The following is a 21,581-nucleotide window of genomic DNA, read 5'->3' as shown; positions in this document are numbered from 1 at the left end:
GCAATCTGGCCCGGAAATGAGACCTGCCATTTGCGTTTTTTGCGGATCGAGACCCGGAACGGATCCGAAGTACCAGCAGGCAGCTAGATTCATAGGTCATTCGATCGCCGCCCAGGGAATCGATTTGGTTTATGGAGGAGCAACGTCCGGATTGATGGGGACTGTTGCAGACGCCGTTATGGAGAAAGGCGGGCGGGTAACCGGGGTTTTACCTGAATTTCTTTCCGGGAAGGAAATCGCACATAAGAATATTACCGAATTGATTCTAGTTCCGACCATGCACGAGAGAAAGTTGCTCATGTACGAAAAATCTCTGGCTTTCATTGCCTTACCTGGGGGCATCGGAACTTTGGAAGAACTCGTCGAGGTGAGTTCTTGGAACCAACTGGGAGTGTTCTCCAAACCTCTCGGCCTTCTGGATGTGAACGGTTTTTTCCAACCTTTGTTGAACCAATTGAATCATATGGTAGGGGAAGGATTCTTGGATTCACAAACCAGGGACGGGATCGAAATCCATCCCGACCCTGATCTTCTGCTGGAACGAATCCTGAAACGGATCAGATTAATTTAAGAATCGCCTTCCTTCGATTCTAAGAATTGCTTAAAAACTTGGTGCAGCATCGGACTTTCGGATTGCTCGGCCAATGCGAGAGGAGAGTTCCCTTCTTGGTCTTTGGAATAGGGGGAAGCTCCATTCTTTACCAGCAAATCGGCGATCTCGGCCTTTCCGGAGCGAACGGCAAGTAGGAGCGGTGTCCGGCCGACCGAGTCCCTGATTTCCGCTTGGTATCCGTTGCTCAAGATCTTTTCGACGATATCCAGCTTTCCTTCCTCCGCCGCTTTAAAAAAGAGCAGGGTCGTAGCAGTATCTATGGTTTTTAAAGTGTGATGGAACTTCATCCGATCTGCTTCTTCTTTTGCGGATTTTCCACCCAAATTTCTAACGAGAGGATCTGCTCCCCATTTTAGCAATCGGTCCAAGCATTCCACCGAATCATAAAGAGCGGAAAGCAAAAGTGGAGTATTCCCGTCCTGATCTTTGTTTTCCAAAAGGGATTTGACTTCTTGGTTTTCCGAGAACAGGTCCAGAATTTCAAAATCATTATGTAAAGCGGTGAGATGAAGAATCGTTCTTCCTTCGGAGTTTTTCTTTTTCGGATCCGCTCCTTTGTTTAATAGAAATTCCGCGATTTCGTAATTTCCCAAATCGATCGCGAGCAATAGCGGGGAGTATCCTTCTCCATTCCGATCCTCAAAATCCGGGGCAGAATCCGGTACTTCAAATAACAATTCTACCAACGCTAACTTTCCGGAGCTAACTGCCTTCGTTAAAGGAGTGTTCCCGTCCTGATCGCGAAGAGAAGGATCCGCTCCGTATTTCAAAACTAACTCGGCCAATTCGGGAAGTTCGGATTCCAGGGCGATCAAAAGCGCGGTTTCTCCCCGGGAACTCGTTTCGTTCGGATCCGCTCCGTATTCCAAAAGTAATTTTGCGGCTTCCTTATCCCCTTCTTTGATGGCCCAATAAAGCAGACCACACCCGTAGGAATCCCTTAATTCCGGAAACTCTTCGGAATACCCGTCCCGAGTCGTCGCTTCCTCCAATAGGGCGCGCAAGGTTCCGTTATTTCCGGTCTTTACGGCACGAAAGAGATCGTTCCAATCCACGCCCATTTCTCCAGGAGGTAATACAATCCTAACGTTGTAACGAAGGAAAGCGGTATTCCGATTCCGACTAAAGAAACCGACAATCTCGGATTCAATCCCCATTCCGCCGCCAGCAGACTTCCGGTGATCATCGGGGCCATTCCCGCTTCCAAGATCAGCACCTTAAAGTCGCGAAGGCGGACAGAGCCAACGTTTTGTCCAAAATCGGAACCCATCATAAAATAATAACCGCCGAATACGAGCCAAACCAAAAGAGGACCCAAGATCAGTTTATAAACCAAACCCCATGCCAACGGCGCCCGTACTGCTCCCGAGAAATTTTCGGCATCCGGAACGTCCGAATTAAGTTTTCGCATTCCGATAAGTTGGTATCCGACGGAAAAAAGAGCCAAAGGAGTCAGTGTATCTCCGATTTTGGAAATCGCCTGTTCGAATTCCGGAGGAAACGAAAAAGGTCTACTTAGCAGAGCGATGATCATTCCCCAAAAAGGCGGAAAGGAAAGGATTCGTTTTAAAAGATCCGTAAAACTTTTTCCGGAATTCGCTGCCAGCGCCGCCTTGGTTCCCAAGTAAGTTCCCGGGATCGAAAGCGTCAAAAACGTCCCCAATTGATCGATTACCACCGCAGTCGGAACCGAATCTCTTCCGTAAAAAACTTCGATGAGCGGAATACCTAGGAAAGAAGTGTTTCCCAATCCGGCAGAAAGGCAAAGGCATGCTGTGGTGGAAAAATCCCAGCGCAAACGTTTTTCCAAAAAAGAAAAGAGAAGAAAGGAAGTTCCGAAAAGGAACCAGGGCATCGCAGCAAGAACTAAAAAATGATCGTCCAACGCGGCACGCCGGAGCGGGACAAATTCCAAACAGGGAAGGGAAATCGTGATGAGGAAGGAGTTCAGAACGCGATGGGAATCCGGTGGAAACTTCCCCCAGCGGCGGGCCATCATTCCGGCCGTAAAACAGATCGTTATGACGATAAAATTGGACATGGACCGTCCCTTATTACAGTCTCTTACGGTCCGGTCAAGGAAGGATTTGAAACGTTTTCTCCCCGATCTCCTTTTCTCCGAGACGGATGCGCAGAGTGTATTTGCCTTTTATCGTTATCGGCGGGAAATTCCAGGAAACGGAAGTGACTCCTGCCGGGATCTTGTCCAAAAACTCCAGGATCGGTTTTTTTTCTCCTGAACGGAATAACTTAGCTTCGAATTCGTAAGGACCGCTTTTATAAATAGGCATGGATAAGTAGAAATCTTTTTGAACAGGTACCTTATTCAGACATTCCGAATTGGAGTCCGTTTGAGGGCGAGTGCTACTGATGCAAAGTAGACCTAAATCCGTGATCGGAAACCCGGGAAATCTTTGATCATCCGGATACCAGTAGGCGTTTTCTTCGGTTAGAAATTCCGCTTCCCCCGATTCGGTTTTGAATAAGGTCGCAAAGGATTTTTTTCTCCGGTTTTCTTCGGGAGCATAAACCTCGAAATGCAAATGAGGACCGCTTGTATAACCGGTATTTCCCGAAAAGCCGATCCTAGTTCCTGCGATCACTTTTTGCCCTACGGAGACGGAAACTCCCGATTTTTTTAGATGACCGTAAATGGCGACGGTTCCATCGGAGTGGGCGATGATGACTCGATTTGCCTTATCGATGAGAATCGGATCTATTCTGCCTTCTTCGAACTTTTCTTCCGTTTCCACCACGGTTCCGTCTCTTGCCGCTAGAATAGGAGTTCCCTCCGGCATTTGGAAATCTATGGATTGAGCTGCGTCCCCTCTATGTTCGTTTCCGGAATTGTAACCTACGGATACCCAAGTTTTTCCTTCGTACGGAAGCCTGTAAACATAGGTATCGTCGTGAATCGCATGCAATTTTCCATAATAGGAAACCATGCTGACGTGCGGAGAAAATCCGAGAGTCGGATCGATTTTAATTAGGTCTGTCGCTTTTTTGTGCTCCGGACCTTGTAGAACGACGGACAGGGGAGTCTTCGGATTCGTAACGGTGTTTTCACCCGAAACCGTAAGATAGACCGTGAAATAGGCTTCGGGTGGGAGCCATTTTGCCCGGAGAAAAATGGAACCGTCAGAATTGCCGGGCTCGATGCTGTAGCATACTTGTTTGGAATCGCAGGATTCTACGGGATCTCCGGCTACGGAATAGACGAATGTCAGAAAGAGTAGAAGCAAAATTCCGTTTCGCATAGTCTCAGGAAGATTTAGACTATCGAATCTCCCGTATTGACACAGAATGTGTAGTCAAAATATTTCCCAAGACAAGAGAATCGTTTCTTTCTTTGTCTGCTGTGGAGAAGGTGATCGTGGAAGAATAGGGTAGCCCGCTGCCGGAATTGAACCGGCGACCTTTTCATTACGAGGGAAATGCTCTACCCCTGAGCTAAGCGGGCGGTTTTCAGCGGATCGATTTTTTTTACTAGGATCCGCTTTTTATGGAGACTCCCGATCTTTTCGGGACCCTCGAAATTCTTTTACCATCATGGCCGTAATACTGTCAAGAGGTTTCACCTGCTCTTTCAGTTCCGGAGTCTCGTGTTGAGAGGAAAAGCTATGGCAGGAGTTTCGCACTCCCTTGTCTTTCATCCACCAATGACGACCGATTTCTCTTCTACTTTTCGCATCCAAAGTTCCCGCATACATCCGGTATTCGTCCAATTCCGGAGGGAAATTCCTCTCCTTCAGAAAAAAGGCGTACGCGGAACTGAAACTTTGAGCCGCATTCTGCAATAATTCGTTTATATGAAGACACCCGGCTGTTCGATCTTCTGGAAATTTCCTCATAATCTTACCATAGGACATTTCCTCTCCGATCAGATAGGAATAGGTTTTGATCGCGTTCGGACAGGTTTCGTACGGGACTCTGTCTTCCTCCACATCGATATCGATGATCTTCATATTTGAAAGGTTGATCAACATATAGAGACTCATGTCGTGGTAAGAATCCCTCTGGCTGACTTCAATCAGACAAGAAGGTGGGGATTCTTCCGGAAACCAATAGTACCTGCTCTCGTATCTTCTTTGGAAACCGCAATCCTTGAATCGGATTTTTTGTTTAAGCTGAGAAAGTGCCATGTTTTCCCCCTGTTCAGTTTTTTTCAGGCAAGCAAAGTCAGAAAGGATTTTACTCCGTTTTGATTTGCTTTTTTAGGAATCTTCCTTATCATTTTGCGGGGTTAACGATCCGGTCCGATATGAGTTCCTATTTCGAAGGAAAGGTTTTTTTGGTAACTGGCGCAAGCTCCGGGATCGGCAAATCCTTAGCGGAGGAATTGTCCGACCGCGGCGCGACAGTCGGGGTCATCGCGAGACGAAAAGAAATCCTTCGAGATTTGAAGAACTCCGTTTTGCACCCGGAAAGAATGATCGTACTTCCTGCCGACGTGACTTCCGAATCCGAATTGAAAAAAGCGATCGAGGACTTTCGCAAAAAAGTCCATAGCGTGGACGGATTCATTCATAATGCCGGAGTCACTATGAGGGCTTTGGCTGCGGAAACGGATCTCAAGGTTTTTCGGGACATTATGAACACCAATTATTATCCTTTGGTGTATCTCTATCGATCTCTGGAAAAAGATCTGAGACAAACCAACGGACACGTGGTTGCGGTCTCCTCCATCCAAGGAAAATTCGCTACCCAGTATCGTTCCGGATATGCGGCGAGTAAACACGCAGTTCAGGCGTTTATGGATAGTATTCGGTTGGAAAATTCCGAATCAGGAATTCATGTTCTGACCGTTTCTCCCGGATTCGTAAAAACGGAGATTTCGATTAAGGCTTTTTCCGCGGACGGTTCTCCTCACGGAATTCTGGATGAGGGACAGAAAAGAGGATTGGAACCTAGATTCGTTTCTCGTCAGATCCTGAAAGCGATCGAGTCCCGAAAACGGGATCTTTATCCGGCTGGGTTTAAGGAGAAATTCGGTTTGTTCTTGAGCCGATTTTCTCCGGAGATTTTGGATAAAATTTTATTAAAGAGCAGAGTGACTTGAGTAAAATCCTAATACAGGAATATTTCTTCTCTAACGTTTCGCGTCGATGATGAGCCGAAGCCCGGCCTTCCTATCGGAAGAGAGATTCGGAACTCCACCATAATCTCGAAAGTGCACTTTGGCTTCCTCCTTGTCGGAGCTATAGGAGCCTCCGCGGATCACTCTTAGGTGTTTTCCGAATCGGATCGAGGAAAGTCTATGTCCTTTATAAGGAAGATAAGGGGAGCTGGTCCACTCCGGAGCGTTTCCGCACATCCCGATGATTCCGTAAGGGCTTTGTCCTTTTGCAGGGAGATTATAAACGGAGACGGTTGCCTTTTTGCCGCTTTCTCTCGTGTTACATAACTCGGAATCGTATTCGGAACCGAACGGATACTCGCGCGGACTTGAAACGAATTCATAGCTTTCGTCCTTCATCAAGCGCCAAGTCAGTCCGGTGCCTCTAGCGGCTTTCTCCCACTGGAATTCGGTGGGTATCCGTTTTCCGGACCATTTTGCGTAGAGTTCCGCTTCTCGATAGGTCAGGTTGACCACAGGGTGGTATTCTTTTCCACTGGGAAAAGTCCCGTTTTCCCAATGCGACGGAGGAGGAGTTCCGGTTTCCTTTATGAATTTATAATATTCCTTGTTGGTAACCTCGTATTTATCCATATAATAGGAAGGGAGTTCCTCCAAACTGTCTCTTCCCGGAATTTCAAAATTCGGATTGAAACTGTCTTCCGAAGGTTCGTCTCCCTGGCCGAAAAGGAAATAACCCATTTGTTCATAGAGTATCTTTCCGTTGGATTCGTAACCGGAGTTGACTAGTACCATCTCTTTTCCGTCTTTCGGGTGCAAAATGGATTTCGGAAGACGATTCCGAACGAGATCCGTCGAATCAAAGACCACAGGATCCTGATAAAATTTTTCTTTTCCGAAATGCCCGACAAGGATTCCGGCGGATAGGAGACGATCCGGTAGGTTCGGGCTCAGGGAAAAGGATCCTCTTAATTCCACAGTGCTCGGGAAGGATTTTCTCCCTCTTTTTTCATGTTCGATTTCTACGGTCTCGATGGAAAAGGATCCGACTTCTTCCATTTTCGGTTTTCGAAGGAGGGGAAATTTTTTGCCCACATCCAACACTGCGCGGATTTCCTCCTCGTCACGATCTGCGAAGTAGGAATTCCGTTCGATTCGGATCTTTACTTTTCCCTTATTTCTATAGACACCCAAGACTTCTCCGGTCCAGAGAATGGTTTTACGCGTATCTGGATCCGAGTTTTCATTTTCCTGGGAATTTCCGACGCACGGAAGTAAGAGAATGCAGAATAGAAGTACAAGTAGAAAACGTTTCCGAATCATATTCTTTTCGTCGAGCGCGCGTTTGTCCGCGGAATTTTAGGGAAATTCCGTTTATCTATTCCATCGGCAAATTTTTCCCGCTGGCAAACCGATTTTTAAGTTTTTGCTTTCGGGAAGAGAGAGTTTCCCGCTTTTCGTAAGGAATGGATAAGCTCTTCGAACACGATCGGTTTGGAAACATAATCGTTCATTCCCGCCCGTAAACAGATCTCCCTATCTCCTTGCATGGCTGCGGCAGTCATCGCTATGATATAGGGTTGGTCTTCCTGGGACCAAGTATTCCGTATGATTTGGGTCGCCTGGATTCCGTCCATTTCGGGCATGTGAACGTCCATTAGAATCACATGGAATTTTCTTTCTCTTAGGAGATTGATGACTTCCTTACCGTTTACGGCCATGGCAGGTTCATAGCCCAGTCGTTGCAGAATCCGTTTCGCTAAGGCTTGATTGATTTCGTTGTCTTCCGCCACCAACACTTGGAACGGAAACGTATTCTGCAGGAGCTCCTTTTGCTTTTCCAGATAGGAGGAAGTCTGGTTCGCCTTCCCTTTTTCCCCTCCTCCAACGAGAATGTCCGTCACGATTTCCTCGAGTTCCCGTTTCTTGATCGGTTTACTCAATTGACCTACAAAAAGACGGAGGACTTCTTCTCTCTCCTTTGCATCCAGCGCGGAAGAAGAGAGAAGGATCATCGGAAACAGAAAATTCCGTTTTCGCAAATCCTGAGCGATCTCTATGCCGGTCGTATCGGGAAGGTCGTAATCCAAAATCGCCAATTCAGGTTGGCTTCCCATTTCGAGTAACGATAGAACCTCTTTCTTCGAGCTGGCAGAAAAAGTCATCAAACCCAAAGACTGCAATTGATGGGCGAGGATTTTCAGATTCGTAGAATTGTCGTCGAGAATGATCACTTTCCGGTTTTCCAGACTCGGATGGCTCGGCTCGGAGATCTTCTTACTGTCGGATACAATGCCGTCCACCTGGATCTCGAAGGAAAAGATCGTTCCTTTTCCCACTTCGCTTTCGAGCCAAATTTTGCCTCCCATCATCTCGATCAAGCGATAGGAGATGGACAATCCCAATCCGGTACCTCCGTATTTTCTGGTGGAACTCGTATCCACCTGGTAAAACGGATTGAACAATTCCTTCTGTTTGTCTTTCGGAATTCCTATACCGGAATCGCGAACGGAGAATAAGATCGTACAAAGATTTCCGTCCCGCTTGCAGAGTTCCGCCGATAAGAATATTTCCCCTTTTTCGGTGAACTTCAGGGCATTTCCGAATAGGTTGATCAGAACCTGTCTGAGTCTTAATTTGTCCCCCATAACCTTTTCCGGCACGTTGGGATCCAGATAGCTGATCAGGTCCAACCCTTTTTCCGCCGCGTTGGAGCGGAATAGATCCAGAGTTTCCTCCACGACGGTCTGCATCGAGAATTCGCCGATCTCCAGGCTGAGAGTTCCGGATTCTATTTTAGAATAATCTAATATGTCGTTTATGATTCCTAAAAGGCTTTCCCCGCTTTTTTGTATAATCTCTACGTATTCTCTTTGTTCATTCGGAATTCCGGAATCCAGAAGTAACTCGGTCATTCCAATGACTCCGTTCATAGGCGTACGGATCTCATGGCTCATCATCGCAAGGAATTCCGACTTGGCTTGATTGGCTCTTTCCGATTCGTCCTTCGCTTTTTTAAGATCATCCTCGTAATTTTTCCGGACAGTTATATCCGTAAACAACGCACAGATAGCATACGGTTTCTTTTCTATGTCCATCAATGGGAGATTGATGCAATGAAACGTACGGATCGTGTCTTTGATGGGCAAATCGAGTTCGTATTCGATGGGAGAAAGCTTAGACAGAGACATTTCCGACATTCTCTCTATATAAGCGGACTTTTCCCTTCCGAACAATTTGCTCAGATTCAGAAGGTTTTCATATGTAGGATCCAGGAATTTTTTCGCAAAAACCTGGTTATGATACAGGATTCTCCCTTGCGTGTCCAGCATGGTGAACGCCGACGGAAGCCCATCCAGAATCGAAAGGAGTCTGGACTCGCTTTGTATCAACCGATCGGTAATCTGTTTTTTCCCACCTATATCTTTTCGGATTAAATGTACGCTTGCCGCTATAACGAGTATGCTTCCGAATAGCATGGAAGATAGCGTTATATAACTGTTTACGATGTAGGAATGCCAAGTTTCATTCCGAATTTTTAATAAACGAAGTTCTTCTTCGTTCATTTTCGAAAGAGTTTCCTCCAATTTTTTGATCACCGTGTTATTCAGGCGGGGATCCTGGGCTTTCAAATTCCCGATTTCCTTAGCTATCGCATCGATTCTTACGGTTTGCGATTCATTGTCGCTTACCAATTTCGCGAGTCGGTTCAGTTCCGATTCCAGATCGGTCAGTTGGGTCTTCAGTTGAATCGGCGTACCCGCTTCGGAAAAAAATCGGACTTCGCGGATCGATTCCTTTACTCGATCGATTTTTCTGAGTACGTCGTAAGTATGGTGTATCCAATCTGCTGCGTTTTCTCTTTCCGTTAAAATCCAGAAAGAAAAAAGGAAGCCTCCGAGCATGAGGATGGCCACGAGAGAGAAGGCGAGTCGAACTTTCCCTTCCAACGGCATTTGGTTCTTTTTTTCGAGGAGTATCAAAACTATTCAACCGCACTCATTTTTCGGAAAAAAGGCCTAAAAGGGGAGATTGACTTTTTTACACCCGGCTCCGAACTGTCTCAACCTTTTTTTCGATTCCGTTTCCATCGGGTCTTGACTGGGAACGGAATTCGGACATTTTGGTATTCCCGAAGGATCGTTTTTTTAGTACAATCCTAAAAGATCCGGAAAACGGTTGTACGAACGAACCTCTCGCTATAAAATGAATTCCGTAATTCACGAAATCTACTTATCCGTTTCAGGAGAAGGAATCTCGACGGGACTGCCTACAATATTCGTTCGATTTGCGGGTTGTTCTCTCCGTTGCGGAATGGACGGCTCCAGAAAATTATGGTGCGATACTCCCTACGCACTTTCCCCGAATGCGGGAGAGAAGATGGACATCGAATCCGTTCTTTCCGAAATTCGGAAGCTTTCCGCCGATCCGGTACAGGTGCTTTTTACCGGAGGAGAACCGCTGGAAGGAGGCAATCGGAATTTCTCACGGGTTTTGGCTGCAAGATTGAAGGAAGAGAGAAGACGTCATGGTCGTTTTCTTAGGGTTAGAATCGAGACGAACGGTGCCGAGCCGATTTCCGATCTGGAGGATATGATCTTTACCTTAGATTATAAACTTCCCGGTTCGGGAATGGAAGAAAAAATGCTCCATGAGAATTTACATTTTTTGAATGAAAGAAGAGACCCGTTGGATGAACTTAAATTCGTGATCCGGGATGAGAGGGATTTCGTGCGTTGTTTGGAAATCGTGGAACGTTTCGAATTGCAGGGGAACCTTTTGGCGTCTCCCGTTTTCGGAGAATTGTCTCCGGAGACTTTGGTGGATTGGATTCAGAAAAGCGGTGCGTCAAAACTGAGGTTATCCCTACAGACTCATAAATACATTTGGGGGGATAAGAGAGGGGTTTGAACTTGGAATCGACATTACAGCTAAGTTTGGACTTCGATTCGGAATCTCCCTCCGCATACAGAGGAGATTTTTGTTATCTACGAAACGAGCCGGAATTCGGGATCGCTAAAATAGAAGGAGCCGAGGGGGGAAAGGTTAAGATTTTTTTTCCGAAAGCGAATGTAAGGAAAACGATCTCGGAAAATTCCCCGCATCTGAAAATCATCGGTTCCTATCCGACACCTTTTTTACAATCTCCCGGAAATCCGGAGACTTTGGATCTTTGTCGAACCGCCTTCGAACTGAAACTTACACATGCGTACGACAAACTATCGGCGCTTTCCAATTCCCGTACTAGATTGCTTCCGCATCAGATTGAATCCACGTATGTAGTGGTCAATTCTCTGAAGCCGAGATTTATCTTAGCCGACGAAGTCGGACTAGGAAAAACCATAGAAGCCGCTCTGGTCATGAAGGAGCTTATATTCAGGCGAGGTTATAAGAAGGTCTTGATCGTGGCTCCTTCTCCTTTGTTGGTCCAATGGCAACAGGAGTTGAAGAATAAATTCAACGAGGACTTCGAGATCGTGAAGAGAAGGAATTTTCTCGCCTCTGGAGAGAAGAATTGGAAGAACTTCAAACACGTAATCACTTCCGTCGATTTTATCAAGAATCCTAAATACGCCGAAGAGATCCTAAAAACAAAATGGGATATCGTGATTTTTGACGAAGCCCATCGACTCAGGCGGGATTATCACAAGGTGACCCGGGCGTATCTTTTTGCCGAAAAGATCGCCAAAAAATGCGAATGCCTTCTTTTGCTCACGGCAACTCCGTTCCGCGGTAAGCTGGAGGAACTTTTTTATCTAGTCCATCTGATCGATTCCAATCTTCTCGGTCCGTACAATACTTTCGTAAACGATTATGTGATCGGCGGCAAAACGGACTTGAAGGAAAAAATTTCCAAGGTTCTGTTGAGACGCAGAAAGGTGGAAGTCGGGGGATTTACGAAACGATTCGCTAAAACAGTAAAGATCGAACTTTCTCCTATCGAAAGGCAATTCTACGACGAGACGACGGAATACGTAAGAAGGGAATACAATTTGGCGATGCGGACCCAAAATCGGGCGGTAGGTTTCGTGATGATCGTATTCCAGAAATTATTGGATTCTTCGGTCTTTGCGTTGTTGTCCGCTCTTTCCAAAAGAAAGTTCATGCTGGAAAATCGACTCCATCACTTGAAATCCATCGAAAAGAGATTAGAGGATTGGGATTTCGACGAAACGGAAGGTGTGGAAGATTTCGTATCCGACCTGGAGGAATCCGCGCCTGCGGATCTAGCCAACCTTCGCCGGGAGTTGCTTTCTTTGAATCGGTTGATTCTGTTGGGCAAAAAAATCAAGGAAGATCGCAAGTCCCAAAAACTGAAGGAAACGATCGCGAAGTTAAAGAAGGAAGGTCATCCTAAATTCATAATATTCACGCAATTCCGCAGTACACAGGATTTTTTAGCCGCAAGTCTTTCCGATTATAAAGTCACTTTGTTTCACGGATCTCTAAGTGCGGACGCAAAAGAGGATGCGATCACGGAATTCCGAAAGTCCTCCGAAATACTGATCTGTACCGAAGCTGGGGGAGAAGGTCGGAATCTGCAGTTTGCGAACGTTCTCTTCAACTACGATCTTCCTTGGAGTCCTCTCAAAATCGAGCAACGTATCGGAAGGATTCATCGCTTCGGACAGAAGGACAACGTATTCATTTTTAATTTTGCTTCCAAGGAAACCGTGGCGGAGAGGGTGCTGGAAGTACTCTCCAATAAGATCCGTCTCTTCGAAGAGTCTATCGGAAATTCCGACGAACTTTTAGGCGCTATCGAAGACGAACTGGACTTTCATTCCAGTTTTATGAAATTCGTAACCGGAAATAAGAAGTTGGGGGAGATAGAGGAGGAGATAGATCAAAGGATTCGAATCGCAAAGAAAGGGTTCGAAAAGCTAGGATCCTTAGTTACTCCGAAGCTCATCGATTTCAATTTAGAGGATTATTATAAAACTACATTGCAGGAGAGGGCATATACGAATTCCCATCTCGAGGATTTCTTTGTGCGCTATACCGAATCCTTCGGAAAAGAAATAGGCCTGGCGATACGGAGCGATGCCCCGCACTTGTATACTTTGGAGGGGCCGAAATATAAAGGGAAGAAGGCGACGTTCGATTCCGAGCGGGCCTTGTCCGACGATAGTCTCGAGTTTTTAGCGTTCGGGCATCCCCTGATCGACGAGGCGGTTCTAAGCTTCTTAAAGGATAAGAAGGGGTGGAGATCCGGTTTTTATCGTTCTGCCGGTGATGTCGTATATTTCGTTTTTATGGTGGAGTTTCGTTTTTCCCTGGACCGCAAGGAAATTTTTACCGTAGCGGTGGATCGTAAGACTGGAAAAGTCTCCGTTTCGGAAGATCTACCCGATTCCGTACGGCAATCTTTGATATCCGGACCGGAAGATTTTCCTTTTTCCGATTTCGAAGTCCAATTTGTCGCCGCCTGCGAGGCTTTGGACGAAGCACTACAGGATCGCAAAAGGGAGCTGCATGAACAGACCAAAGATCTGTTTCTTAAAGAGGAATATAAGATCCGGACCAGCAACCAAAATACCCTAAGACAGTTGGAAGAAAAACTGATGAGGCAGGAAGCCGCGTTCAAATGGGAAGGTAAGCCGGAGAAAAAATCCGCCATGAATCGGACTAAAAACGAAATCCAGAAAGTGAAAGAAGACTTCGAAATCGAACTTAGAAAAGTGAAAATAGGAAAAGAGATCCAACACAGATTCGAATTGTTTCAGGTCTACTTTCCGTTATCCAAATCGAGTTTTCCTGCTGGACATCCCTAACCGACCCGGGCTTTTGTAAATGTACTGAGTCGAAATCGTCGACATCGGGAGATTCGGAACGTGAAATTATCCCTGGATTGGATGAACGAATATGTACCTTTGAGCGAGGTACCGTTGGAAGAGATTCTCAAAAAAATTGCCGCTTCGATCTGCGAGATCGACGGAGTGGAGGATTTCTTTGCGCACTTGGAAAAGGTCGTTTTGGTGCGCATCGATTCTTTGGAAAAACATCCCCAAGCGGATAAGTTACAAGTCGCTCAGGTAAATGACGGGAAAAATAAAATCCAGATCGTTTCGGGTGCGCCTAACCTGCGTGTGGGGGATTTGGTTCCGCTCGCCGTTCCCGGAGCCGTACTGGATGGAAAGGAAATCAGGGATTCTGAGCTCAGAGGAGTCCGGAGTTCCGGCATGCTCTGCTCCGAAAAGGAGCTAGGTCTTTCCGACGAGGATTCGGGAGTTTTTGTAGTAACGGATCCGCAAGCCAAACCGGGAGATGTTTTGCGGGATTTCCTGGGTTTTCGAGATAAAATTCTAGATGTGGATAATAAGTCTATCACGCATCGACCGGACCTTTGGAGTCATTTCGGTTTCGCTCGCGAGCTCGCTGCCCAACTCGGACTTCCGATTCGCTTCCATCCTCTCGAACAGAATTGGGAATTCGACAACAGCGTTCCTCAGCCAAAGGTTTCGGATACCGAATTTGCCCATTCTTACTTTTCCGTAGGAATCGAAGGCGTCAAAATTTCCCCTTCGAATCGAACCGTTCGTTCTCGTCTGAAGAAGTGCGGGGTTCGCGTAATCAATAACATCGTGGACGTATCGAACTATCTGCTGTTGGAAACGGGGCAGCCGACGCATTTTTTCGATCGTGAAAAATTGGGAGCGATGGGAGCAGTTTCTCTCGAAGTCGATCCGGCAAAGAAAGGAGAATCTTTTTCGCTTCTGGACGGCACTTCTCCCGAGTTGGATCCGGAGATTCTAATTATCCGGAATTCCGGTAAGGGAGTCGCGATTGCGGGAGTCATGGGCGGAGCGGAAACCGCAGTCTCGGATGCGACGAAAAGCGTCGTTTTGGAATCCGCCGTTTTTCCCAGGGAATCGGTCCGTAAATCCATCCGTAAAACCGGAATCCGATCCGAATCGTCCGTTCGTTATGAGAAGGGCTTGGAAGCCACGACTGCGCTTCCCGTCCTCAAGAGAGCATTACAACTTTTGAAAGAGAACGGCTGCCCCGAAGTAAAGGCGAGTCATCCCGTGGGATACATTCATACTGCGGATAAGAAAGTCGTCATAGAATTGAGTCTCGATTTTTTAAATAGAAAATTAGGAACCGATATAAACCGAGCGACTGCGGAAAAAGTGCTGAGTAGCCTCTCTTTCGTTTCGGATTGGAAGGGAGATCTCGCGACGGTAACGGTTCCGAAATACAGACAGAATTATGACATCACCATTCCGGAAGACCTGGTGGAAGAGATAGGTAGATCTCTCGGGTATGCGAGCATACCGGTCCGACCGTTGGAAGCGGAAGTCAAGCCTCCGGCACAGAATAAGGCCCGCGAGTTGGAAAGATTATTAAAAAAGCAATTTTCGCAAGTATTAGGATATAACGAAGTCTTTAATTACTCCTACGCGTCCGAGTCAGATAATCTCGTGGAAGGAAAACTCGAGGAATTCGTTAAAATCAAGAACGCGATGCCCGAAGAGCAGGCTTTTCTGCGGACTTCCATTTTCCCTTCCCTGATGAAAAACGTACGTCTGAATGCGGATCGATTCGAACGGGTGAGAATTTTCGAATTCGGGCGGACTTACAGAAAGGCCGAGGAGCCGGGAAACGAATCCAAATCCTTCGCTTGGGCGGTTTGCGACGGAAGAAAATGGAACGAAAAGGATATCGCCCTTTTAGAAGAGGATTTTTTTCAGGTTCGTTCCGGCGTCGAGCAGGTTCTTCGCAATCTGAACATCAGATCCTTTGTTTGGAAGTCCGAGAATCGATCCTATTTTCATCCTAAGGCGAGCCTTTCCCTTTATTCGGAGGGAGCAAAGATCGGAGAATTGGGCTATGCCCATCCCACTCTTGCAGACCGGATGGACCTAAAGAAACGAACCTTACTCGGCAAATTCGATTTTGCCGCTTTGTTGACGGTTTGGGAATCCTTGAGAAAGGCGAATCACTTTAAGATCCCGTCCCATTTCCCTCAGACAGAGATCGATTTGTCCATCGTGATGAATTCGGAAGAGTCTAGCGCCAACTTTGCGGAACTTGTCCGAAACAAATCGATTCCGGAGCTGGAAGACCTGAGAGTGACCGTCGTTTTTCGCGGCGGAAATCTGCCTGCGAATAAAAAATCCGTTTCTTATCGGTTCCGCCTTGTAAGTCAGGATAAAAATTTAACGCAGGAAAGGATTAAGGAAATCACGGATACTTTCATCGGAATTGCCCAATCCGCAGGATATCCTCTACGTTAAGACCGGTATGAAGATTCACGAGTCTGCGTACGTTCATCCTGCCGCCACTTTGATCGGGCTTGTGGAATTAGGAGCCAATTCTTCCATTTGGCCGGGAGCCGTACTGCGTGCGGATATGAATTCGATTCGACTAGGGGAAGCGGTCAATATCCAAGACAACTCCACCTTGCACACCGATTCCACTCGCGGAATCTTTATCGACGACTATACTTTGGTAGGTCATAATACCATGCTTCACGGCTGTAAAATCGGGAAAGGTTGTCTCATCGGCATCGGTTCCGTGATTCTGGACGGCGCGGAGATCGGTTCTGGCGCCATGGTCCTTGCAGGATGTATCGTACGCGGCGGAAAAAAAATACCGCCGAGGTCCATGGTTCTTCCCAAAAACGGGGATCTCGCTATTTATCCGAACAAGGCCAAGCCTGCGGTGACGATCGCGGGTTGCCTGGAATATGTGGAGCTTTCCAAACGCATTCTTGCGAATAAGTTCGGTCCCTTTTCCCCGGAAGAGGAAGCCGAATTTTTGAAAGAGGCGGAACGGATCGTTTCCGATTTTGGAATTTGAGTTCCTTTCTTTCATATAACCTTCTCGAAAATCGTTTCCTCGATTGACATTAATCAAGCGGTTTGTCCGATCGAATCTGCCGCTTAGGCTTTTCATTCCGTTATGCGGGTTTATTTTCGAATCGATTCTAAACCTTTCTATCTAGGAGAGTCTTGTGAAGGAAAGCACGGTCGGAAGAATAAGAACCATCTGGCAAACCTTTGATATGGCCTTGAATATTCCGGCGATCGACAAACAGCATCTTTGGTTGATCGCGATGATTGTGGAGTTGGAACAGGACCTTGAGAACGAAGATCCCGTAAAAATGGAGGATAATTTTACGAGGACCTTAACCAGGGCTCTGGATTATACGATCGAACATTTTTCCCTCGAGGAAAAGATTCTGGAAATAGTGAAGTATCCCAAGTTGGGTCAACACAGAGTGCAACACACCAGATTTGTAGCCGTTTTAAGGAGGCGGGCTAGGGAAAGGGTTACCGGCGATTATAAAAAGGCCGCTTTGAATCTTTTGAGGAACCTAAGGACTTGGCTTTTCCAACATATTCTTTCGGAAGATCGGGGCTACATGGACATCTTAACCGCTCATTACGAGGAAATCAAGGATTGGTTGGAGTTACAGCTTGGAAACTCCATGCATAGGGACGAGATAGAAGATTTGTACACAAGGGTGAATAACCCCAACGGGAAATTTCATCAAACGGAATTCCAGACGATCGGAGAGGACAACCTGAAAATCATCTCCGAGCTCTGGTTCAGATACAAACTCAAGACGGGGATAGCGATCGTGGATATGCAGCATCTTTGGCTATTGCAGTTGCTGGTAAACACGGAAAAGTTGCATCGCCAAAGATTAAAGCAGGAGATCCGTAGCGAGATACTTACGGTGAAGCTCAAAGAAGCGCTTTCTGCGACTATAGATTACATTAAGGAACATTTCGGTACCGAGGAAGCTATCATGAGGAAATTCAATTTCCATGATACGAATTCCCATATGAAACAACACCGTGATTTCAACGCGTTGATCGGGGATTTGGTTTTGAGAAGTAAGGACGACGATACGGACGCGATTTCCAAACTTTTACAGGATCTTAAGGAATGGCTGATCAGCCATATCGCGGTCGAGGACAAAAAACTATTCTATTTTTTCCGATCGAGACTGGGGGAAGTGAACGACTTCGTTCGCCAACTGAATCAGCAAGGAAAAATCCATATATGGAAGGATGCGGTAAGCATTTATAAGCTGCTGGTCGAATACCAGGAAGCGCCCTCTCTTCACGTCTAATCCGCGAAGATTACGGTTTCTCGTTTCCGCGGATCCGCATCAGGGTGCCGAGTAATTTCGATCCCTTGGTCTTAAATTCCGTTTCCGGTGTGGAAGCGGAGATGACGTAAGCGGATCCTTCTTTTAGGAATACGATTTGGTAAGTGTGAATTTCCGTTTCCCGGCCCGAGCTTTCCAGAAGAAACTTCGCTTCCAGAAGGGCCGCTTTATGATTTCCTAATGAGATCTTTTGGGGAACACTAAGCATCTGATAGTTCCTGTACACATTGGAATACAATGCTCCCATGGAGGCGACGTAGTCGTCCAGTGTCGCTTTCGAATACTTTACCGGTATCGGCTCCGAGATGAAATTGATGCTGGTTCGGATCCCGGATTTCGAATTCTCTTCGGAATCGATCAGATAGAATAGAACTTTCAAATCCTGTTTTTTTTGATCCGATCTGGATTTTTGTTTCGCCCGGTATTCATACTGTTCGGAAGCGTCTTCACCGTAGGTCCATCCTTCGTAATCGAAAATCAAACCTAATTCGGAGATCTCTATCGTTTTACCGACTTCAGGAATTCGAGGCTTGCATTGCAGAACCAAAGACAACACGAACAAAGCGGTCGAAAGTTTTCTCGGATCGAATTCCATCTTAAATCGGCGCAATAAAATACGGGCCGATAAACTGAATTCGAAATTTTTCGCTAAAGCAAGTATTTAATAGATTCGTTTTTCCGGTATTTTTGTGGATCCGCGGAAAGATCAACGGATTAGACAATAAAAAAGCCGGAGTTTTTCACACCGGCCTTTTGAGCGTTCGGAAACCGAATGTCTTACTTAGTAAGGGAAACCGAGATAAATTTTGGAACGAGTAAAGATATCGGCTACGCTGAATCCGAACAGGAGCAACAAAAACAGGAAGCCGGAGCCGAAAATGACTCGGTTCATCAGGTTGTCGTATTTGAGGTGCATGAAATATGCGAGCACCAGGGAAGCTTTGATAGTAGCAACCAGCATTGCTATGATCGTGTTTGCGGCTCCAAAATCGATTCCAGCCACCCAAACGGTCAAGATTGTGCCGATGATCAAAGCGGCGAACACCAGTGCATACGTTTGCACGGAAATCAGATGGTGTTCTCCATGAGCTTCCTCGGAAGAATGAGCCTTCGGTGCGGCTACAGGATTTAATTTCGTTTTACCGGTATCTACGGCTTGTTGAAGCGCTTTTCCGATCGCAGTATTTTTGTTTTTATCCAAAAAGGCTTTGAGTTTGTCTTCCTCTACGATCTGGGCCGCGAAATTCACGAGCGCACCTGCAACAGTTGCGTTTACGATCGCGCCTGCGCCGATCACGAATCCCGTAAAAGGAATTAAAAATCCGATGCTAACAATAATGTAAAGAGCGTAGTTGAGAAACAGTTCCATCTAGTATCCTTATCCTTCCTGAACGGATCTAAGGTCTTTTGCAGTCCTATGGGGACTGGAGCCAGTCTCCGGGGCCGGGAAAGAATCACAAGTACATTTCAGCCACCAAACTTGATACGGGCTTTTGCGGCTAGGTCGGATGCGGTTTTGCGTGGATCCGAGACTTCGTCTCTTTTGATCCGGAACCAAAGAAGTACTTTCGGCATGGGTTTTCCTTTGGGACCGTAAAATGGGGAGAGCGGGAAAATTCGCCAAGTCGGTTCTTCCCGGCTCCATTCCTCCAGCTTTCGGTAAGAATCTTCTTGGGGGATTCCTTTATGGGAAACGAATAGCAATAGGTCTCGGACGTCGGAAAGAGGAAATTTTCGGCAGAGTTCCCAAAGGATGCGCCCCATAGTCCAACGGAAATTGATTTCCGAAACCCTGCGAAGTTCCTCTTGTCCTTCGATCGTTCTGTAAACAAAGGAGTCTATGGATCCATATCCGGTATAATCCGGAGCGAAATCGGATAGGTTCCGAAGTACGGGATCCATTTTCTCCGAGTACCAGAAGCTTTCTTCCTCCGAAGCTAACCACGTCCCGGAATATTTTCCTTTTTGATTCGAAAGCAATAACGTGGACGCGACCTGTCGGAAAGATCCTTTTTCCGCGGAAAAAAGAAGACTGAAATCCTGCGTTCGATCCATCCAAGGTTCTAGCACGGATCCAACGTCCCGAATTTTGAAAAAATCCTTTTGGGACGCCTTGCCTAAATCGGAGGGAAGAAGGAACTCCTGTCTTCCGGAAAAACCGAATTCCAATTTTCTCACATATAGAGGAAAAGGAGGGTTCTGAAGACGCAGGATTTCTCCGTGCGATTTCCATTCCGAATCGTTTTTAAAAATCCAAACCGGAAATTCCTGCATGTGGAATTTCTTTTTCCATTCCGTTTGTTTGATCTTAGAGGAGAGACGAGCGGATCTTTCGAATGCCGTTGGATCTAGTTTGAATCCGATTTTTTCGGAATAGTCTGAAATCTGCCCCCATTCTTCCAGAGAAAGAGGTTCTTGGACCAAGGATTCGGGTTTTCCTTTTTGGATCCTGACAGGAGTCGGAAGAGAACTTCCGACCCGATTTTTCCAATATTCATACCACCTCTCCTCGGGGAGGGAATGAGAGAGGATCTCTCCGAATTCCTTTTCCGGACCGGTTAGAACGAGAAAGCAGGACTCGAGGATCGCGTTTTGGGCTTCGAGTCCGGATGGAAAAATCTCTCCGGCGGAAAGCTCTTCCTCAAAGTATGCATTCGGGCGAAAGATTCGAGTCATAATCCGGTTCGGAAACGGGAAAAATTCCAATTGAAGATCAAGAATGAGGTGTACTCTTTTCGATATATAGATGGAAGGCAATCTCTATGAAAACCCGAGCCCTGATTATTTTCTCCCTTTTATTTGCCGCGCTCCGACTACAAGCCGCGCCCAAGTTATTGACCATGGAGGAACGGGAAGTAGAGCGTCAGATCGAAGCGATCCGCAAAGCAGGTTTTTCCGACATAGAAATCGATAATTTACACGCCTCCATTTCGGAAAACATCTTTAAAATCAATAAGATACTTCAGATGGACACCACTAAGAAGGCTCTGAGATACATCGGGGACGAACCGCAGGAGATGATCCAATTTCTGAAGACAGATCGGGATAATAAACCTTACCTGGAAATAGATATGGGATCCGGCGAATCTTTCTGGGATTTTCCCAAGACCTATCTATATAACGCGCGAATTTTCATCTACCCCGGCGCAACTCCCGATAAATTGGAAAAGATCATCATGCAGTTCAAGAGGACGAATTCCAACGGGGAAATTTTCGTCCGTGAAATGCGTCGGGTGATCAATTCGGATCCGAAAGGACCCCAAGTAAGTGGGGAAGGAAAACGTACACCGAATAACAATAAGGAAATCCGCCTGGAGTATTACTCCAGTTATGACACGGATTTTATCTGGCCGGACACTCCTACTCAGCCCCTCCAGCCCGGGGTAGAGACGAAGCTTCACGACGAGACGAATCCGCTTCCTTACAATAAACAGAAATTGATCATTCTGACCTACAAAAAATATCTTCGAAAAGTGGATAAGAACGTACGTCACAAACTATCGGATCTTGAATTGAATCAGAAACGTCTGATCTCCAAAATGCTCGAGTTCCAATAATCGTCTTCGCTTTCTTCCGAAGTTCGATTTCCGACTAGAAACTCCGCTCGTTCGGGGCGAAAAAGAATTTGATGGATAGAATCCCGTCCGAAGCAGTGACGGTACTTGCTGTCTTGAAACGATAGGAGCCGGAGAATCGAAGCAGAAGAAATAAAATATTCGTGTTTCCCGCTTGCCTTTTCTAAAGAGGGCAAGTATCACTTTCCC

The 21,581-nt window shown here is 46.4% G+C and carries 16 protein-coding genes, 1 tRNA gene and 2 pseudogenes; 9 read left to right on the top strand and 10 right to left on the bottom strand.

The genetic code is table 11. The features are described from left to right. The first annotated feature begins 16 nt into the window (after positions 1 to 16). Positions 17 to 571 (top strand): LOG family protein, encoded by a 555-nt coding sequence (locus tag EHO60_RS04295; protein ID WP_135766936.1) that lies wholly within the window; start codon positions 17 to 19, stop codon positions 569 to 571. Here the strand turns inward: EHO60_RS04295 and EHO60_RS04290 are convergent. From EHO60_RS04290 to EHO60_RS04270, 5 genes are all read right to left on the bottom strand, one after another. Further along, positions 568 to 1,674, bottom strand: a complete 1,107-nt coding sequence (locus tag EHO60_RS04290; protein WP_246028131.1) for an ankyrin repeat domain-containing protein — start codon at positions 1,672 to 1,674, stop codon at positions 568 to 570. The two genes, EHO60_RS04295 and EHO60_RS04290, sit on opposite strands and share 4 nt — an antisense overlap. Continuing rightward, the gene (locus EHO60_RS04285; RefSeq protein ID WP_135766935.1) at positions 1,638 to 2,654 is read right to left on the bottom strand and encodes an AEC family transporter; all 1,017 of its coding nucleotides are present in this window, start codon (positions 2,652 to 2,654) and stop codon (positions 1,638 to 1,640) included. Before EHO60_RS04285 ends, EHO60_RS04290 begins: the two co-directional genes overlap by 37 nt. Positions 2,655 to 2,688: 34 nt before the next feature. Further along, on the bottom strand, positions 2,689 to 3,870 hold the full coding sequence (locus EHO60_RS04280; protein ID WP_135766934.1) for a M23 family metallopeptidase: 1,182 nt from the start codon (positions 3,868 to 3,870) through the stop codon (positions 2,689 to 2,691). A gap of 131 nt (positions 3,871 to 4,001) precedes the next feature. After that, a tRNA-Thr gene (locus EHO60_RS04275) sits at positions 4,002 to 4,073 on the bottom strand. Positions 4,074 to 4,113: 40 nt separating this feature from the next. Continuing rightward, positions 4,114 to 4,755 carry a DUF2889 domain-containing protein gene (locus EHO60_RS04270; RefSeq protein ID WP_135766933.1) on the bottom strand — a complete coding sequence of 214 codons (642 nt, stop codon included), beginning with the start codon at positions 4,753 to 4,755 and terminating at the stop codon, positions 4,114 to 4,116. A gap of 119 nt (positions 4,756 to 4,874) precedes the next feature. Between EHO60_RS04270 and EHO60_RS04265 the strand changes: the two genes are divergently transcribed. After that, positions 4,875 to 5,672 (top strand): SDR family oxidoreductase, encoded by a 798-nt coding sequence (locus EHO60_RS04265; protein WP_135767943.1) that lies wholly within the window; start codon positions 4,875 to 4,877, stop codon positions 5,670 to 5,672. A gap of 30 nt (positions 5,673 to 5,702) precedes the next feature. On the opposite strand, the gene EHO60_RS04260 is transcribed toward EHO60_RS04265, so the two are convergent. Both EHO60_RS04260 and EHO60_RS04255 read right to left on the bottom strand, forming a co-directional pair. Then, positions 5,703 to 7,013 carry a formylglycine-generating enzyme family protein gene (locus EHO60_RS04260; protein ID WP_135766932.1) on the bottom strand — a complete coding sequence of 437 codons (1,311 nt, stop codon included), beginning with the start codon at positions 7,011 to 7,013 and terminating at the stop codon, positions 5,703 to 5,705. Between the two features lie 95 nt (positions 7,014 to 7,108). Then, positions 7,109 to 9,646, bottom strand: a complete 2,538-nt coding sequence (locus tag EHO60_RS04255; RefSeq protein WP_135766931.1) for a response regulator — start codon at positions 9,644 to 9,646, stop codon at positions 7,109 to 7,111. Between the two features lie 250 nt (positions 9,647 to 9,896). On the opposite strand from EHO60_RS04255, the gene EHO60_RS04250 reads away from it, so the two are divergent. From EHO60_RS04250 to EHO60_RS04230, 6 genes and pseudogenes are all read left to right on the top strand, one after another. After that, entirely contained in the window at positions 9,897 to 10,601 is a 705-nt protein-coding gene (locus EHO60_RS04250; protein ID WP_135766930.1) for a 7-carboxy-7-deazaguanine synthase QueE, read from the top strand. A 371-nt stretch (positions 10,602 to 10,972) separates the two neighbouring features. Then, positions 10,973 to 12,259 (top strand): annotated as a pseudogene (locus tag EHO60_RS17370) (DEAD/DEAH box helicase); the annotation flags it as partial. A 510-nt stretch (positions 12,260 to 12,769) separates the two neighbouring features. Then, positions 12,770 to 13,465 (top strand): annotated as a pseudogene (locus tag EHO60_RS17365) (ATP-dependent helicase); the annotation flags it as partial. A 60-nt stretch (positions 13,466 to 13,525) separates the two neighbouring features. Then, positions 13,526 to 15,931, top strand: coding sequence for a phenylalanine--tRNA ligase subunit beta (gene pheT, locus EHO60_RS04240; RefSeq protein WP_135766928.1), 2,406 nt, complete (start codon positions 13,526 to 13,528; stop codon positions 15,929 to 15,931). Positions 15,932 to 15,938: 7 nt separating this feature from the next. Then, positions 15,939 to 16,496 (top strand): gamma carbonic anhydrase family protein, encoded by a 558-nt coding sequence (locus EHO60_RS04235; protein WP_135767942.1) that lies wholly within the window; start codon positions 15,939 to 15,941, stop codon positions 16,494 to 16,496. A gap of 154 nt (positions 16,497 to 16,650) precedes the next feature. Then, positions 16,651 to 17,778, top strand: coding sequence for a bacteriohemerythrin (locus EHO60_RS04230; protein ID WP_135766927.1), 1,128 nt, complete (start codon positions 16,651 to 16,653; stop codon positions 17,776 to 17,778). Positions 17,779 to 17,788: 10 nt separating this feature from the next. Here EHO60_RS04230 and EHO60_RS04225 read toward each other — a convergent pair whose 3' ends face one another. The 3 genes from EHO60_RS04225 to EHO60_RS04215 form a co-directional block, all read right to left on the bottom strand. After that, positions 17,789 to 18,412 (bottom strand): LIC_13215 family putative lipoprotein, encoded by a 624-nt coding sequence (locus tag EHO60_RS04225; protein ID WP_135766926.1) that lies wholly within the window; start codon positions 18,410 to 18,412, stop codon positions 17,789 to 17,791. Positions 18,413 to 18,598: 186 nt separating this feature from the next. After that, complete coding sequence (locus EHO60_RS04220; RefSeq protein ID WP_135766925.1) at positions 18,599 to 19,186, bottom strand: cytochrome C oxidase subunit IV family protein; 588 nt, start codon at positions 19,184 to 19,186, stop codon at positions 18,599 to 18,601. 98 nt (positions 19,187 to 19,284) lie between these two features. After that, on the bottom strand, positions 19,285 to 20,493 hold the full coding sequence (locus tag EHO60_RS04215; RefSeq protein WP_246028130.1) for a hypothetical protein: 1,209 nt from the start codon (positions 20,491 to 20,493) through the stop codon (positions 19,285 to 19,287). A gap of 86 nt (positions 20,494 to 20,579) precedes the next feature. Here EHO60_RS04215 and EHO60_RS04210 point away from each other — a divergent pair, with 86 nt between their 5' ends. Next, positions 20,580 to 21,374, top strand: coding sequence for an LIC13212 family protein (locus EHO60_RS04210; protein ID WP_135766923.1), 795 nt, complete (start codon positions 20,580 to 20,582; stop codon positions 21,372 to 21,374). Positions 21,375 to 21,581: the final 207 nt, after the last annotated feature.

This window comes from Leptospira fletcheri (genome assembly GCF_004769195.1).
GTDB classification, from domain to species: Bacteria; Spirochaetota; Leptospiria; order Leptospirales; family Leptospiraceae; genus Leptospira_B; species Leptospira_B fletcheri.
The sequence above is the reverse complement of the archived record's forward strand: the minus strand, read 5'-3'. Positions and strand labels throughout refer to the sequence as shown.